Below are 15,997 nucleotides of genomic sequence, written 5' to 3' on the forward strand. Positions count from 1 at the left end.
CCGCTGCTCCCGGGCGAGGCGATCCGGAACGGGACGGCAACCTGCGGACCTTACCGGTGCCGGACCGCACTGCGGGCCGAAGAACGAATATCGGTTCCCATTGAGCGAGTTGACGGTCGGCGTCCGTATGGGTGGGGGCACGAGACGCTGGGAAGCCGGGGAAGCACGACACGTCCCCTCCCGGCACGACCACTTCAGCGGTCTCGCGCACCAGTTCTCGCACGAGCCGGGCCGCGTCCCCGTAAGACGGCCCGCCCCCACTGGAGGTCAGTGAGTTGAACCACCGACGTGTAAGCAAGCGGACTGGCGCCATGGTCGGGGCAGGCGCGGTCGCCGTCGCAGCAGCTGCCATCCTGCTCCCCAACGCCAACGCGAGCCAGGACAAGAGCGCGACCCCGCGGACCTTCGCGGGGCCGGCGGCCGCGGAGCTCGGCACCACGCTCGCCTCGGACCTCGGCAAGGACGCGGCGGGCTGGTACTTCGACGCCAAGTCCGAGCGGCTCGTGATGAACGTGCTGGACGAGGAGTCCGCGGAGAGCGTGCGCGCCAAGGGCGCCGTGGCGAAGATCGTGGAGAACAGCACATCGGAGCTGAAGGCCGCCACCCAAACCCTCGGTAGCAAGGCCTCGGTGCCCGGCACCGCGTGGTCGATCGACCCGAAGACCAACAAGGTCTCGGTCATCGCCGACCGGACGGTCACCGGCGCGAGGATGGCCACCCTGAACCAGGCCGTGGACGGCATGGGCGGCATGGTGAGCGTCAAGCGCTCCGCCGGGGAGTTCAAGAAGTTCGAGGGCGAGGACCCCGCGGCGGCCGGCGGGGCGGGCGGGGCGGCCGACCCCGGTGCCGCCGCCGGTGGCGCGGGTGACGCGGGTGCGGGCGGTGCGGGTGACGCCGGCGCCGGTGGGGCCGGCGACGCGGGTGCGGGTGGTGCCGGTGACGCTGGTGCGGGCGGTGCTGGTGACGCGGGTGCTGGTGGCGCCGGCGATGCGGGTGCGGGCGGCGCCGGTGCCGGCGGTGCCGGTGGTGCCGGTGGTGACGCCGGCGGCGCGGCGGCCGGTGAGGGGCTCCAGGGTGGTGACGCGATCTTCGGCGGCGGCTCCCGGTGCTCCCTCGGCTTCAACGTCGAGGTGCAGGGCGCGCCCGCGTTCCTCACCGCGGGCCACTGCGGCAACGAGTCGGAGAAGTGGACGTCCGACCAGGGCGGACAGCAGGCCCTCGGAACGGTCGCGGACTCGAAGTTCCCGGAGAACGACTTCGCCCTGGTGAAGTACGACGACGCGAATGCCGCGCCGGAGAGCTCCGTCGACCTGCAGAACGGCAGCAAGCAGGAGATCACCAAGGCCGCCGAGGCGAGTGTCGGCATGAAGGTGACCCGGAGCGGCAGCACCACCGGCACCAGCGACGGCACGGTCACCGGCCTCGACGCCACCGTGAACTACGGCAACGGCGACATCGTCAACGGTCTGATCCAGACCGATGTGTGCGCCGAGCCGGGCGACAGCGGCGGCGCGATGTTCTCCGAGGACTCCGCGGTGGGTCTGACCTCCGGCGGCAGCGGTGACTGCACCCAGGGCGGCGAGACCTTCTTCATGCCGGTCACGGACGCGCTCGAGGCCACCGGTGCCGAGATCGGCGCGGGCGGCGGCGGTGCGGCCGACGGCGGTGCCGGCGCGGGCGGTGCCGATGACGGTGCCGCCGGTGCGGGTGGCGCCGACGCGGGTGCCGGTGCCGCCGGTGCCGCCGGTGGCGCGGAGGAGGGCGGCGCTGCGGGCGGCGCCGAGGAAGGTGCTGCCGGTGGCGACGCCGGTGCCGCCGCGGGCGGTGCGGCCGCCGACGGTGGTGCGGCTGCCGACGGCGGTGCCGAGGCAGGCGTCGAACAGCCGTAGCGGGGCGGCCGGTTCCGGCCTCCCTTCCCCACACTGAAGCCTCGGGCACCCGCAGAAGGTGCCCGAGGCTTCAGTGCGTCCGGAGCGGGTCCGGCCGGGGTGTCCGGGGGCAGGTCGTCCGCCCGGGCACTCCGGCCGGCTCGTGTGCCGGTCGACTCCGCCGGATGCGGCGGGTGGCGGTCCCGCCGGATCTCAGCAGCTACGGGGCGCTTCTCAGCGGGCCGGAGTCAGCGGATGCGGGTCAGCGAGGGAGATGGGCCTCGATCGACTCCACGAGCTCGTCGGAGCCCGGTTCGGTCCGCGGACGGAACCGTCCCACGACCGAACCCGCCGGAGAGACGAGGAACTTCTCGAAGTTCCACTGGATGTCCCCGGCCTCGCCGGCGGAGTCCTCGGCGCGGGTCAGCTGCGCGTAGAGCGGGTGCCGGTTCTCGCCGTTGACCTCGGTCTTCTCGAACAGCGGGAAGCTCGTGCCGTAGGTGGTCGAGCAGAAGGTACGGATCTCCTCGGCGGTGCCCGGCTCCTGGCCGGCGAACTGGTTGCAGGGGAAGCCCAGCACCGTGAACCCGCGGCCGGCGTAGCGCTGCTGCAACTGCTCAAGACCCTCGTACTGCGGGGTCAGGCCGCACTGCGAGGCCACATTGACGATGAGCAGTACGTCCCCCTTGTGGTCGGCGAGGGAGACGGGGTCGCCGGCCAGGGTGCGCAGCGGAATGTCGTACAGACTCACGGGAATCCTCTCGGGTCGGATGGCGCCTTCGCTTCTCTGCCCCTGATTCTGCCGCGCGACGCCCTCGCGAACCGGCCGGTTCACCGCCGGATCGAGCCGTTCTCGGGCGGTCTCCGCCCTGGAGCGCCCTGGCCCGCCGGTGCACCCGCCGAGTCAGCCGCTGCACCCGCCGAGCCCACCGGGGCACCCGCCGGGGCCGGCGGCCGTGCCCACGCGCCGTGCCCCACGCGCCGTGCCCCACCCACCCTGAATATCGTTCAACTTGTGAAGGTGGATTTACATCTGTTGACCCTCTCCATTCAGCTCTTTTATCGTCGCTGAACCTTTGGACATGGCCCGACGACCGGCGCGTCCGGAACGGAGATCGATCGATGCAGCCACCAGGGCGGGACGACCGTGCCACAGGACGCCGCCGCTTCGTCCGGCCGACCGTCCTCCTCGTCACCTGCGGTCTGCTGGGAGCGGTACAGCCCGTCTCCGCCGCCGTGACCGACCGCCCCGCCCCGCCGCGGAACGGTGCGCGGTCCTGTGCCGCCGGACCGGGATCCGCTGCCGGCGGCGCCGCGCGGACCGGCGCCGGCGGCGGATCCCCGACCGGTTCCGCGAGCCGCGCCGAGTCCGCCGGGGCCACCGCCGCGGCCGGGCAGGAGCCGGGCTGGTCGCTCACCTCCTCGCGGTACGACCCGCGCCGGAAGCACCACGCCTACGTGGGCAACGGCTACCTCGGGCAGAGCCTGCCGCCCGCCGGCACCGGCTACGCGGGCGCCGGCGAGAAGACCGGCTGGCCGCTGTTCACCCCGCGCTACGACGGGGCCTTCGTCGCGGGGCTCTACGCCCACAACAAGAAGACCGCGGAGAACCGGCAGGCCGTCGCGGCGCTTCCGACCTGGTCCGGGATGACGGTCTCGGCCGGAGGGGATACCTTCAACTCCTCAACACCGGCCGACCGGATCTCGCACTACCGGCAGACCGTGTTCCTCCGGTGCGGCCTCGTCCGCACCTCGCTGACCTGGACCACCCGGGACGGCCGTGCCATGGACCTGGTGCAGGATGTCGTCGCCGACCGGCGCAACGCCCACGTCGGAGCGGTACGGCTGCGGGTCACCCCGCACTGGAAGGGCGACGCCACCGTCACGGATGTGCTCGACGGGCGCGGTGCGCGGCGGATGTCCGCGACCGGAAGCCCGGTCGGCGGCGGGCGGGACGGCCGGGGGCCGATCGGTGTCGGCTTCCGGACCGACGGCACCCGCGTCGACGGGGCGCTCGTCTCCACGCTGCGCCCCGGCCCGGGGGTACGGGTCCGCGACCGCGCCCGCACCGGCAAGGGGCTCACCGCCCGCCAGTCCCTGGACGTCCGGTTCCACGCCGGACGCAGCTACGAGTTCACCAAGTACGTGGGTGTCGACACCGAACTGACCTCCCGGGCGCCCGGGAAGGACGCGGCGCGGGCCTCGCACCGTGCCGCCGGCCGGGGCTGGCGGCAGCTCCTCGCCGCCCACAGCGCGGCGTGGCGCGCGCTGTGGCGCAGTGACATCGAGGTGCCCCGCCGCCCCCGGCTCCAGCGCTGGTTGCGGGCGAGCCAGTACGGACTGCTGTCCAGCGTCCGCCGCGGCTCGCCGAACAGCATCGGCCCCACCGGGCTGACCAGCGACAACTACGCGGGGCTGAAGTTCTGGGACGCCGAGACCTGGATGTTCCCCAGCCTGCTGGCATCCCACCCGAAACTGGCCGAATCGGTACTGGAGTACCGCTACCGGACCATGCCGGGGGCCCGTGCCAACGCCCGGAAGCTCGGTCAGCAGGGGCTGTTCTACGCCTGGACCAGCGGCAGCAAGGGCGACCTGGCGTCGGAGTGCCACAGCGTGGACCCGCCGCACTGCCGCACACAGATCCATCTGCAGAGCGACATCGCCCTCGCCGTCTGGCAGTACTACCAGCAGACCGGCGACCGGGACTGGCTGCGCACCCGTGGCTGGCCGATGCTGAAGGGCATCGCCGACTTCTGGGCGGGCCGGGCGAGCAGGAACGGTGACGGCAGCTACTCCCTGAAGAACGTCGCCGGGCCGGACGAGTACAGCAACGGCGTCGACGACGGGGTGTTCACCAACGCCGGCGCGGCCACCGCGCTGCGGAACGCCGGCAAGGCCGCCCGGCTGCTGGGCCGGTCCGCACCGCGCGACTGGTCCGCCGTGGCCGACGGGCTGCGCATCCCGTACGACAAGGATCGCAAGATCTTCCGGCAGTACGCGGGATACCGGGGTTCCAAGATCAAGCAGGCCGACACCGTGCTGCTGATGTACCCGCTCGAATGGCCGATGCCCCAGGGCGCGGCCTCCCGCACGCTCGACTACTACGCGGCGCACACCGACCCCGACGGTCCCGCCATGACCGACTCCGTGCACGCGATCGACGCCGCGGCCATCGGTGAGCCCGGATGCTCGGTCCACACCTATCTGAAGCGCTCCATCAAGCCCTTCGTCCGTGGCCCGTTCTCCCTGTTCTCCGAGGCGCGCGGGGAGAAGGCCGGCGCCGAGGACCCGCTCGCGGGTTCTCCCGCCCAGGACTTCCTGACCGGCAAGGGCGGCTTCCTCCAGACCTTCACCGGCGGCCTGGCGGGGCTGCGCTGGCGTGCCGACCGGGTGCACCTGGACCCGACGCTCCCGCCGCAGCTGTCGGACGGCGTGACCCTGCGGGGGCTGCGTTGGCAGGGCCGCACCTACGACGTGGCCATCGGCCCGGAGCACACCACCGTCCGGCTGACCCGCGGTGAGCCGTTCACCGTGGAGACGAGGCAGGGTTCGCAGGTGGTGAGTGCCGGGGCGCCGGCGGTCCTGAAGACCCGGCGGCCCGATCTGACCCCGACGGACAATCTGGCACGCTGCCGGACGGCGAAGGCCGGCTCCGAGGAGCCGGGGCAGTACGCCAACGCCGCGGTGGACGGCAACGCGGCCACCGCGTGGGTTGCGAACGGTGCGCGCGGCGAGCTGACCACCGACCTCGGCCGGCCGGCCCGGGTCTCCCGGATCTCCGCCGATTGGGCGGGCCGTGCGCCGGCGTCGCACCGGGTGCTGACCTCGCTGGACGGACGGCACTGGCGCCCGGTCGCCTTCGCCGACGGGAAGCCGGGCGACCTCGCGAAGCCGACCCCGGCCCGCTATGCCCGGATCGAGGTGCGCGGCGCGAGCCCGAAGCAGCACCCCGGTATCCGGGAGTTCCGGGTGACCCGGGCCCCGGAGGGCGAACGGAACCGGTAGGCCCCTTCGTTCGGGTCCTGCGAGTTCGTTCGGGTCCTGCGAGGTGCGCGAGCCCGGCAGGACCCGAACGGACCCCCGGGACGGACCACTGAACGGATCACGGGCGGCGACGGCCGTCCGTGATCCGTCCCGTGCCCGGCTGCCCTGCATTCCCACGGACCGGACCGGAGCAGATGTGCCGCCACCACCGCACCGAGACGTCGGCCACCGTTCACGTGCAGCCCTATGCCTGGCCATGACTCGACGGCATACTGCTCCGGCATGACGCTGATGGCCGAAACAATCACCCTCGAACGGCTGGAAACCCTTCTTGCCGACGAGTCCATCTCCACGGTGCACCGGGCCCTGTGGCTGCTGCTGTGGGAGGGCGATCTGCGGGTCCTCGACCTGCTCGCCCTCGACGTCCGGGACGTCCGTCTCGCGGAGCGCGAAGTGACCACCTCCTCGCGCGGGAACCAGCCGGCCGGTGAGGTCGACTTCAGTGAGCGGGCCGCCGGGCTGCTCGGCGAGCTCATCGGAGACCGGGACGAGGGGCCGCTGTTCGCCGTCGGCGGCCGGGCCCTGTCCTGGGAGTCCGCGATGCAGGTCGCCCAGGAACAGGGGCATGTGATTCACGCCTTCCGGACGGGCGGCAAGCGCCACCGGCAGAGCACCGAGTAGGCCCCGCCGGGGCACCGCCCGCGGACGCCTGCGGCCCCCGGCCGCCGCCTGCGAACGCGCCACCGCCGCGGCCCACTGCCGTGCCGCGCGCCGCCGATGGCCGCACCCTGTGCCGCGCCTCGATGACGGCCCTTCACAGGCCGGGTTCGAGCTGTCTGCCGCAACTCCGTGAAATCTTCCCGAAATTCTTTCCGGCGCCGTTGAACGCATCCCTGCCGCTATCCGTATCCCCCTGTGCGTTGAGCCTTCCTTCCGGGTGAAACGCGTTCCGCCCGCGACGACGCACAGCCCGTTCTCGCAGGCCGGGCGTGTGGTACCGGACGGAGGGCCCTTTGCGTATCCGGCCGGGGCGCCTATCGGGGCCTGCCCGCGGCGAGGAACGACCATCGGAAAGGGGCCCCGTGAAGAACAAGGGCCACAGACGTTCTCGTGTCATCGGCACGACGGTCGCCGCGGTGACCGCCCTGGCACTGGGGGGAGGGGGCATCTTCCTGGTGACCAGCAATGCCTCCGCCGGATCCGGAGCGAACGCCGCTCCGTCGGCACAGGCCGCCCAGCGGCTGGCCACCATCGACTGCCCTGATGTGGCGGAGCGGCTCTCGCAGGTGCCGGAGCGGGCTCGTCCCGTGGTGGACGCCCAGCTCGCGCAGTTGGACACCCAGGTGGCGAACGCCTACAAGCGCTGGGCCTCGTGGGGGGCGAAGGCCGGACAGCAGAAGGTGGACGACTCCGTGCTCCGGCCGCTGACGGACCAGCGGCGCACCACCATGGACCGGATCGTCGCCGAGGTCGACCGCGTGGGGAAGCGGCCCGACTGGCTGAACTCCATGGTGAAGTGCACGGTCAAGCAGGAGAGCACCACTGCCGCGCAGGCCGGGGGCGGCGCGGCACAGAACCCGGCGCAGGGGCAGACGCAGGCGCCGCAGCAGGGCCAGTCGCAGGCACCGCAGCAGGGGCAGGCGCAGGCCGTGGGCCCGCGCCGCTCCGACTTCGTCGACATCCGCTCGGTGCGCCCGAACGTGGCGAAGCCGCGGGCCCGCGGGAACGCCTCGGTGGGCACGTTCCGTTCACGCTGCGGACGCAACGAGAACAAGCACTTCAACCCGGACAACGTCATCGTCGCGCCCGGCGTGAGCAACGGTGCCCACCACATGCACGACTACGTCGGCAACCTGGACACCGACGCCTTCTCCAGCAACGAGGGCCTGGCCGCGGCCGGCACCACCTGCAGCAATGGCGACCGCTCCACCCACTACTGGCCCGTGCTGCGGCTGCGCAATGGCCAGCGGGAAGCCGACGCGAACGCCCCCGGCGGCGGGCAGGACGGCAATGTGGGCAAGATCCTGCAGCCGGCCTCGGTGAAGCTGACGTTCAAGGGAAACCCCAGCGCCAAGGTCGCGGCCATGCCCCGCTTCCTGCGCATCATCACCGGTGACGCCAAGGCTTTCACCAACGGCCCGGCCAACGCCAACGCGTCCTGGAGCTGCACCGGCTTCGAGAACCGCCAGCTGAAGAACAAGTACCCCCTCTGCCCCTCGGGCAGCAGGGTGGTGCGGACCTTCAACTTCCAGAGCTGCTGGGACGGCCGCAACATCGACAGCGCCAACCACCGTACGCATGTGGCCTTCGCGCGCTCCGACGGTTCCTGCCAGGCCGGCTTCCGGGCCATTCCGCAGCTGGTGCAGCGCATCACGTACGACGTGAAGCCGGGCTCGGTCTTCGCCGTGGACAGCTTCCCCGAGCAGCTGCACCAGCCGGTGACGGACCACGGGGACTTCATCAACGTGATGTCGGGCCGGCTGATGCGTCAGGCCGTCTCCTGCATCAACACCGGCCGCCGCTGCGGCTGACACCGGGCTCCGCCGCTCCGGCCGGCAGGGATACCGCCCCGTACAGCGCCGCTGTACGGGGCGGAACGGCGCCGACCGGTGTCGGGCGGCCCGGATCGGGGTGGAGTGCATCACATGGAACGATTCGCGCATAACAGGCATAGTTCGCCAAACGTCGCACCTTATGTCCTTTATGCGCACTAACGGCTGCGGTGGGTGGACTGCTCGGTATCTCCCTGTCATGGTCGCCGTCGGGCTGACGCTTCCTCGGTCCGGCCGCCTTTGATACACAACTCGGACGCGTCCGTGAGCCGACCAGGAAGCGCACCATGAGCGACCGCAGCACCGCAGAGCACCATGTCTTCGAGCTCGACCTCACCCTCGAAGAGGCACGCCGCCGGGCGGAGGTCGTCGCCGCGCTCGGGGACGACTGGGATCCGGCAGCGGCGCTGCAGGCCGAGGAGGAGGCCTACCGGCTGCTGTACTCCGGCCTGGACGCGCAGCAGGAGGAGACCTACCGCAGGCTCGTGGAGGCCGGTGTCCTCCCGCCCCGGGACGGTGACGGCCGTGCTGCCCCTTGATCCCAGTGCCGACATCGGGCGCCGCGCCTGGGTGAACTGTCCCCGTTGCCGGGACGACCGGGACTGCGGTGTCTGCCGCGCCGGCCGCACCTGCCGTGACCACTGGCGCTACCTGCTCGCGAACTCCGGAAGCCTGGTCCATCTGCAGTGCCCCAACTGCACCCACCTGTGGGCCGAACAGACCGGCTTCGGCGCCGGGGGCGCCGGGCGCTGAGCGTCCGGGGGCCGGCAACGGCTTCCGCGGTTCGCTGATCATCCGCCGCGTGCCGGGTGAACGCGCGGTGGGGCCGACCCGTATAACACCGCAGGCGGACCTGCCGCCGGACCGGTGAAGGAGGTCTCCCGCGGATGACTGTGCACCGCAATGCCGCTGTGGCTGCCCTGGTCGGCGGCGTTCCGCTCCTGATGACGGCCGTGACCGCGGGCCCGGCGGCGGCGCACGGCGCGCCGACCGATCCGGTCAGCCGGGCGGCCGCGTGCAGTCCGGTGGGGGAGGGGGCCGCGCGATCAGCCGCCTGCGCGGCGGCCGTGAAGGCCAACGGGGGCCGGCTGTTCGAGGACTGGGACAACCTGCGGGTGGCCGACGTCCGCGGCCGGGACCGGCAGAGGATTCCCGACGGAGCGCTGTGCAGTGCCGGGCTCGACGGGTACCGGGGCCTGGACATCGCCCGGAGCGACTGGCCCGCCACGACGCTGAAGGCGGGCGACGACTTCACGCTCACCTACCGGTCGACCATCCCGCACCAGGGGACCTTCAGCCTCTACCTCACCAAGGGCGGCTACGACCCGTCCACGCCCCTGACCTGGGACGACCTGGAGCGGAAGCCTTTTCTGACCTCGCGGGACCCGCAGCTCGACGGCGATGCGTACCACCTGAGGGGCAAGCTGCCCGCCTCGACGACGGGTCGTCATGTCCTCTACACCGTCTGGCGGAACACCGACACCCCGGACACCTACTACTCCTGCTCCGATGTCGTCCTCAAAGGCACCGCCGGAGCCGCCGGAGCCGGGAAGGGCCGCGAGGAGGCCGCGGGCGCGGACGACGGCTCCCCGGGCGCGGCGGATTCCCGGCCCGCCGAGGGGGCCCGGGGCGGAGGGGACTCGCGGGCCGCGGCGAGTACCGGGAACGGAGCGGACTCCAGGCAGGCCGCGGACCGGCGGGAGCCCGCCCCCGCGCAGCCGGCGGCCGCCGATTCGAGCTCCACGCCCGTCTCCCCGCTGATGGCCGGTGTGGCCGGGGCGATCCTGGCCGTCGCCGCGGCGGTCGTCTTCGCCGTCGTCCGGCGACGGCCGTTCTGAGGGCACGCGGGCTCGCAGGGCGCGGCAGGGCCCGTCCCCGGCCCACCGCTTCACGAACCATCCCCCACCGGTAGCTCGGAGGCGGCCCGCGGATGCCGTGCGGCCGCTCCGGAAGGAGTTCAGCCGTGTCCCAACCCATCGATGCGGCACTGCGCAGCACGGCGCACAGTCCCTCCTGGGCCATGCTCAACCGCCTGGCACCGGACGTCCCCCAGGACCGTCCCGAACGGACCGAGTTCGCCACGCCGTACGCCTACCAGGAGCCGGAGGCGACGGAGCGGATCGACTTCTGCATCCCCTGCAACCCCTACTTCCCCACGCCGGACATGTTCGGACGGCTCCAGGGGTCGCTGGAATCGATCCTGAAGTACTACCCGAGCGACGCGGGGACGATCACGGCCGAACTCTGCGGGGTGCTCGGTCTCAACCCGCAGACCGTCGCCATGGGCAACGGCTCCACGGAGCTGATCACCTGGATCGACCACCTCCTGGTGAAGGAGAGCCTGGCGATCCCGATCCCCACCTTCGGACGCTGGACCGACCAGCCCCTGGAGACCGGGAAGCGGGTGGACATGTTCCCGCTGCGCGAGGAGCAGGACTTCGCCCTCGACCTCCAGGAGTACGCCGAGTTCATCCGGCGGCGCGGCTCCCGGGTGGCCGTGGTCTGCAACCCCAACAACCCCGACGGGGGCTACCTGAGACGCCAGCAGATCCTGTGGTTCCTCGATGAACTCGTGGACCTGGACCTGGTGATCGTCGACGAGTCGTTCATCGACTTCGTCGACGCCGAACGTTCCGCCTCCGTGGCAGACGAGGCCGCGATCCGCCCGAATGTGGTCGTCCTGAAGAGCCTGGGCAAGAACTTCGGTCTGCACGGCATCAGATTCGGCTATCTCGTGGCCAATCCCGCTCTCGCGGCCAAGGTCCGCGACGCCCTGCCGAAGTGGAACCTCAACTCCTTCGCCGAGACCGTGGTCTTCATGCTCAAGGAGTACGGAGCCGAGTACCGGCAGAGCCTGGCCCTGCTCTCCCGCGACCGCGCCAACATGTCCCTCGCCCTCGCCGGGCTGCCCGGCATGGTGGTCTTCCTCTCCCAGGGCAACTTCCTGCTGGTCAAGCTGCCCGACGGGGTGGACGGTGTGCAGCTGCGCGACTATCTGCTCAGCGAGCACAACCTGTTCGTGCGCGAGTGCGGCAACAAGCTGGGCAGCAGCAGTCAGTTCCTGCGGCTCGTCGTCCGGCCGTACCCGGATGTCGAGCGGCTCCAGTCGGCCCTCCAGCGGTATCTGTACGGCGGCTCGGCCGGCTCCATGGGCCAGCCCCGTGCCGCCCTGCCGTCCCCCGTCACCCCGCTGCCCGGCACGGCCTGAGCCTGCGGCCCGTCCGGTGCGGCCCGTCCGGTGCCGCCCACCCGTGGCAGGGCTCGTCCAGGGTGGCCGGAGCACGGGTGCCACCGGGCGCGGGTCCGCTCACGGGAGCGGCCTGTCCTGGGGAGCGGGTCGTCCGGAACGGGAGACCGTGATGGGTGCCGGGGCATCGGGGCATCGGTGCGTCGGGAAACAGGACGGGATCTGTCCGCTATGCGTGGCAGGCTGCCCCCATGACCGACACTCCGGCACGTCTGCTCCGTCTGCTCTCCCTGCTCCAGACCCCGCGCGAGTGGCCGGGCAGCGAACTCGCCGAACGCCTGGTGGTCAGCCCGCGCACCATCCGCCGGGACATCGACCGCCTCCGGGAGCTCGGCTATCCGGTCCAGGCGACCAGGGGATCGGTGGGCGGATACCGCCTGGTCGCAGGCACCGCCATGCCGCCGCTGCTGCTCGACGACGAGGAGGCGGTGGCCATCTCCGTCGGCCTGCGGGCCGCCGCCGGGCACGCCGTGGACGGCATCGAGGAGGCCGCCGTCCGTGCCCTCACCAAGATCGAACAGGTCCTGCCGTCCCGGCTGCGCTACCGGGTGGGCTCCCTGAACGCCGCCACCGTCCCGCTGCCCGGCTTCGGCTACGGGCCGACGATCGACCCCGAGCGGCTGACCGTCCTGGCCGCGGCCGTCACCAACCGGGAGCGGCTGCGCTTCGGCTACCGGGCGGGCAACGGCGCGGAGAGCCGCCGCCAGGTGGAGCCGCACCGCCTCGTCGCCGCCGGACGGCGCTGGTACCTGGTCGCCTATGACAACGACCGGGAGGACTGGCGGCTGTTCCGGGTGGACCGGATCCGGGATCCGCAGCCGACCGGGGTCCGCACCGAGCCGCGCGAGCTGCCCGCGGAGGACGCGGCGGCGTACACGGCGGACAAGCTCAGCAAGCTCGCCCCCAGCTACCGTGCGGTGGCGACGCTCCACGCGCCGCTGGAGGACGTGGCCGGGCACCTCGGGGAGTGCCCCGGGGACCTGGAGCGGGTCGACGAGCGGACCTGCCGGCTGCACAGCGCGGCCGGTTCGCTGGAGTGGCTGGCGTTCCGGCTCGCCGTGCTGGGCTGCGAGTTCGAGGTGCACGACCCGCCGGAGCTGATCGCGTACCTGGACGCGCTGGGCGCCCGGGTGAGCCGTTCCGTGGGCGGTGGCGGCCGGCGGCCGGCGGCGCCGGAGGGGCGGCCGATACCCGAGGGCGATCGGCCGACGGAGAGGTGACCGGCCGCCGCACTCCGGGGGCGGGCGGAGCGGGGCGGGAGAACGCCGTCCGCCCGCGACCGCCGTTCCCCGACGGGCCGTCCGGAGCCGTCAGACCAGCGCCTTCTCGAACCAGTGATCCGCGTACGGCCCGTCGTTGTACGCCGGGATCTCGGCATAGCCGTGCCGGGCGTAGAGACCGCGTGCCTCGACGAGGTCGTGCCGGGTGTCCAGCCGTACCGCGGTGGCGCCGAGACCGCGTGCGGCCCGTTCGGCGGCGGCGAGCAGCCGCGCGCCACCACCCCGGCGGCGGGCCTCGGCGAGCACGAACACCCGGGTGAGCTCTGCGGTGTCCGGGGTGAGCAGCCGCACGCCGACCGAGCCGACGGTCACGCCGCCGCACCGCGCCAGCAGCAGCACACCCGTCGGCGGCACGAGACCGTCCCGTGCGTCCTCGGCGACCGCGGCCCCGGTCTCCTCCTCGGTCGCGGTCCGCCCGTGGTACCGGCTGACGATGTCGGCGTAGTACCGGTGCAGAACGGCGACGGCGTCCGGGTGATCCGGCGCCACCGGAGCGATCTCCCAGTCCGCCGCCGAAGGATGCCCCGGGGCGGCCCTTTCGTCCGGCGCCTGGGGACGCTCCGCTGCTTGGGGACGCTCCGGCACCCGGGGACGCTCCGGCGACGGGTGGCGATCCGTGACGGCGGGAGCTGCGGACGGCTTCTTCATGCGGCCCATTCTGCCCTGGGTCCTGTCGTCGTCCGCCTGCCGTCCGCCCGGGAACGGATCCCGGCAACGAGCTCCGGGCCGAGGCCCGTCACGGCTCGTACAGGGCCTCGATCTCCTTCTCGAAGTCCCGGGCGACGGCCTCGCGTTTGATCTTCATCGTGGGCGTGAGATGCCCGCTGTTCTCGGTGAAGTCCACCGGCAGGATGCTGAAGCGGCGAATCGATTCCGCTCTCGACACCAACTCATTGGCGTCCGCCACCGCTTGCTGCATCTCGGCGCAGAGCACCGGGTCGAAGGCCAGCTCGTCCCGGGTCATCTTCTGCTTCTGGTGGATCACTTGCCAGTGGGCGAGTCCCTCGGGGTCCAGGGTGATCAGGGCCGTGACGTAGGGGCGGTTGTCCCCGATCACGATGCACTGGCCCACCAGCGAGTGGGCCCGCAGCCGGTCCTCCAGCGGGGCGGGAGCGACGTTCTTGCCGCTCGCGGTGATGATGATCTCCTTCTTGCGGCCGGTGATCGTGAGGTAGCCGTCGTCGTCGAGGGACCCGATGTCCCCGGTGGCGAACCAGGTGCCCCGGTCGGCCCACGGATCGGACTCGTAGTCGCCCGCCGGAGGCCAGACCGGGGGAGGGCTGACCGCCGCGGGCACCACCGCGCCGAGGGAGGAGTCCCAGTACCCGGCGAAGACCTGCCCGCCGCGCAGCAGCACCTCGCCGTCGCCCGCGATCCGCACCGAGGTGCCCGGCAGCGGCCAGCCGACCGTGCCCAGCCGGGGTTTGAGCGGCGGCGTGACGGTCGCCGCGGCCGTCGACTCCGTCAGCCCGTACCCCTCGAAGATCTCGATGCCCGCGCCCGCGTAGAAGGCGGCGAGCCGGTGGCCGAGTGGGGAGCCGCCGCAGATGGCGTACTGGACCTTGCCGCCGAGGGCGGCCCGGATCCGGCGGTAGACCAGCGGGTCGTACAGGGCCCGGGCGGTGCGCAGGGTGAGGCCGGGACCCGGGCCGGCGCCGTGCTCCTCGGCCTCGTGGGCCTCGCCCCAGCGCTGGGCGATGGTGGCGGCGCGGTCGAAGGAGGCGATGCGGCCCATGTTCTCCGCGGTCGCCCGCGCGGTGTTGTAGACCTTCTCCAGCACATAGGGGACGACGAGCAGGAACGTCGGCTGGAATCCGGCGAGATCGGCGAGCAGGGACTCGGTCTTGATGCTCGGCGCATGACCGAGCCGGACCCGCGCCCGCAGGCAGCCGATGGCGACCATCCGGCCGAACACATGGGAGAGCGGGAGGAAGAGCAGCGTCGACGCCGGCTCGTCGGAGACCGTCTTGAAACACGGGTGCAGCAGCTCGATCGCGTTGTCGACCTCGGCGAAGAAGTTGCCGTGGGTGAGCGCGCAGCCCTTGGGACGGCCGGTGGTGCCGGAGGTGTAGAGGAGGGTCGCGATGGAATCCGGCGAGAGCCGGGAGCGGCGGGCGGTCACCTCGGCCTCGGGGACCTGCTTCCCCACCTCCATGAGCTCCGCGATCGCCCCCGCGTCGAACTGCCACAGGTGGGCGAAGTGCGGCAGCCGGTCGAGCTCCGCGTCGATCAGCAGCGCCTCGTCGACGCCCTCCACCGCACAGCCGACCGCCCCCGCGTCCTGGATGATCCAGCGGGTCTGCTCGGCCGAGGAGGTGGGATAGATGGGGACGGTGACCAGGCCCGCGGCCCAGGCGGCGAAGTCGAGGAGGGTCCACTCGTAGGTCGTCCGGGCCATGATGGCGAGCCGGTCACCGGGCAGCAGCCCGTGGGCGACGAGCCCCTTGGCGGTGGCGAGCACCTCGGCGGCGAACTCCACGGCGGTCACGTCCCGCCAACTGCCGTCCGGCTGCTGCCGGCTGAGCACCACGGCGTCCGGTGCCTCGGCCGCGTTGTCGAACGGGATGTCGGCCAGACTCCCCTGGGCCGGCGGTACAGCCAGTGGCGGGACGGAAACCTCCCGCACTGATCCATCCACCACGGTCTTCCTCGGCTCCACCAGGACGGGTGGTGCCGGGATCTGCTGTACGGACACGAGCGGCTCCTCCTTTTCGGCCACGGGTGTCGTCGGCCCGTTGGCGCGCAGGAAGTACGAGGACAGGCGGCTGTGATGAAGTACGGCGCCGGGCCGCGAGATGCTCAAGGGACGGCAAAATCGTCTCGGTGCCGGTCCCCGCCAGGGCACCGGCGGCCCGGCGGCGCGCCCTGTCTCTCACCCGGTTCCGGTCGGGGACGGTGGTGCGGAGCCGCAGCGGGCGTTCCCGGTGCCGCCTCCCGCGCTGAGATCCGGGAGAAGCCGACGTATGGTGGCAGAACGGCGCTGTGCGCCCCGCCGTGAGCCGGTGCGGCTCCGGCCGGGAGCGGTGGACCGGCGCCCCACCGAGGCCGACGAGCAGGTGCTGGAGG

Annotated in this window: 12 protein-coding genes; 9 read left to right on the forward strand and 3 right to left on the reverse strand. The window is 72.4% G+C overall.

All coding sequences use genetic code 11. From position 1 onward, the window contains the following. The first annotated feature begins 311 nt into the window (after nucleotides 1–311). Nucleotides 312–1,889 (forward strand): S1 family peptidase, encoded by a 1,578-nt coding sequence (locus ABT112_RS00985; RefSeq protein ID WP_351504075.1) that lies wholly within the window; start codon nucleotides 312–314, stop codon nucleotides 1,887–1,889. Between the two features lie 241 nt (nucleotides 1,890–2,130). Here ABT112_RS00985 and ABT112_RS00990 read toward each other — a convergent pair whose 3' ends face one another. Continuing rightward, the gene (locus ABT112_RS00990; RefSeq protein WP_351504077.1) at nucleotides 2,131–2,619 is read right to left on the reverse strand and encodes a glutathione peroxidase; all 489 of its coding nucleotides are present in this window, start codon (nucleotides 2,617–2,619) and stop codon (nucleotides 2,131–2,133) included. Nucleotides 2,620–2,990: 371 nt separating this feature from the next. Between ABT112_RS00990 and ABT112_RS00995 the strand changes: the two genes are divergently transcribed. The 8 genes from ABT112_RS00995 to ABT112_RS01030 all read left to right on the forward strand — a co-directional run bounded on the left by ABT112_RS00995 (nucleotide 2,991) and on the right by ABT112_RS01030 (nucleotide 12,871). After that, nucleotides 2,991–5,873, forward strand: coding sequence for a discoidin domain-containing protein (locus ABT112_RS00995; protein ID WP_351504079.1), 2,883 nt, complete (start codon nucleotides 2,991–2,993; stop codon nucleotides 5,871–5,873). 261 nt (nucleotides 5,874–6,134) lie between these two features. Beyond that, a complete protein-coding gene (locus ABT112_RS01000; RefSeq protein ID WP_351504081.1) occupies nucleotides 6,135–6,533 on the forward strand; it encodes a site-specific integrase in 399 nt (132 codons plus the stop codon). A gap of 401 nt (nucleotides 6,534–6,934) precedes the next feature. Next, nucleotides 6,935–8,383, forward strand: coding sequence for a DUF1996 domain-containing protein (locus ABT112_RS01005; RefSeq protein WP_351504082.1), 1,449 nt, complete (start codon nucleotides 6,935–6,937; stop codon nucleotides 8,381–8,383). A gap of 308 nt (nucleotides 8,384–8,691) precedes the next feature. After that, nucleotides 8,692–8,943: a DUF6400 family protein gene (locus ABT112_RS01010; protein ID WP_351504084.1), complete on the forward strand. Its 252-nt coding sequence runs from the start codon at nucleotides 8,692–8,694 to the stop codon at nucleotides 8,941–8,943. After that, nucleotides 8,930–9,157: a hypothetical protein gene (locus ABT112_RS01015; protein WP_351504086.1), complete on the forward strand. Its 228-nt coding sequence runs from the start codon at nucleotides 8,930–8,932 to the stop codon at nucleotides 9,155–9,157. The genes ABT112_RS01010 and ABT112_RS01015 overlap by 14 nt, the downstream gene beginning before the upstream one ends. 134 nt (nucleotides 9,158–9,291) lie before the next feature. Then, nucleotides 9,292–10,242, forward strand: coding sequence for a lytic polysaccharide monooxygenase (locus ABT112_RS01020; protein WP_351504088.1), 951 nt, complete (start codon nucleotides 9,292–9,294; stop codon nucleotides 10,240–10,242). Nucleotides 10,243–10,367: 125 nt separating this feature from the next. Next, nucleotides 10,368–11,612 carry a pyridoxal phosphate-dependent aminotransferase gene (locus ABT112_RS01025; RefSeq protein WP_351504090.1) on the forward strand — a complete coding sequence of 415 codons (1,245 nt, stop codon included), beginning with the start codon at nucleotides 10,368–10,370 and terminating at the stop codon, nucleotides 11,610–11,612. A 230-nt stretch (nucleotides 11,613–11,842) separates the two neighbouring features. Then, nucleotides 11,843–12,871, forward strand: coding sequence for a helix-turn-helix transcriptional regulator (locus tag ABT112_RS01030; RefSeq protein ID WP_351504092.1), 1,029 nt, complete (start codon nucleotides 11,843–11,845; stop codon nucleotides 12,869–12,871). A gap of 90 nt (nucleotides 12,872–12,961) precedes the next feature. Here ABT112_RS01030 and ABT112_RS01035 read toward each other — a convergent pair whose 3' ends face one another. Together ABT112_RS01035 and ABT112_RS01040 are read right to left on the reverse strand one after the other, a co-directional pair. Beyond that, nucleotides 12,962–13,579 carry a GNAT family N-acetyltransferase gene (locus ABT112_RS01035; protein WP_351504094.1) on the reverse strand — a complete coding sequence of 206 codons (618 nt, stop codon included), beginning with the start codon at nucleotides 13,577–13,579 and terminating at the stop codon, nucleotides 12,962–12,964. A gap of 88 nt (nucleotides 13,580–13,667) precedes the next feature. Next, a complete protein-coding gene (locus ABT112_RS01040; protein ID WP_351504096.1) occupies nucleotides 13,668–15,626 on the reverse strand; it encodes an AMP-dependent synthetase/ligase in 1,959 nt (652 codons plus the stop codon). Nucleotides 15,627–15,997 lie beyond the last annotated feature (371 nt).

The sequence above is a fragment of the Streptomyces sp. NPDC002055 genome, from assembly GCF_040296705.1.
GTDB lineage: Bacteria > Actinomycetota > Actinomycetes > Streptomycetales > Streptomycetaceae > Streptomyces.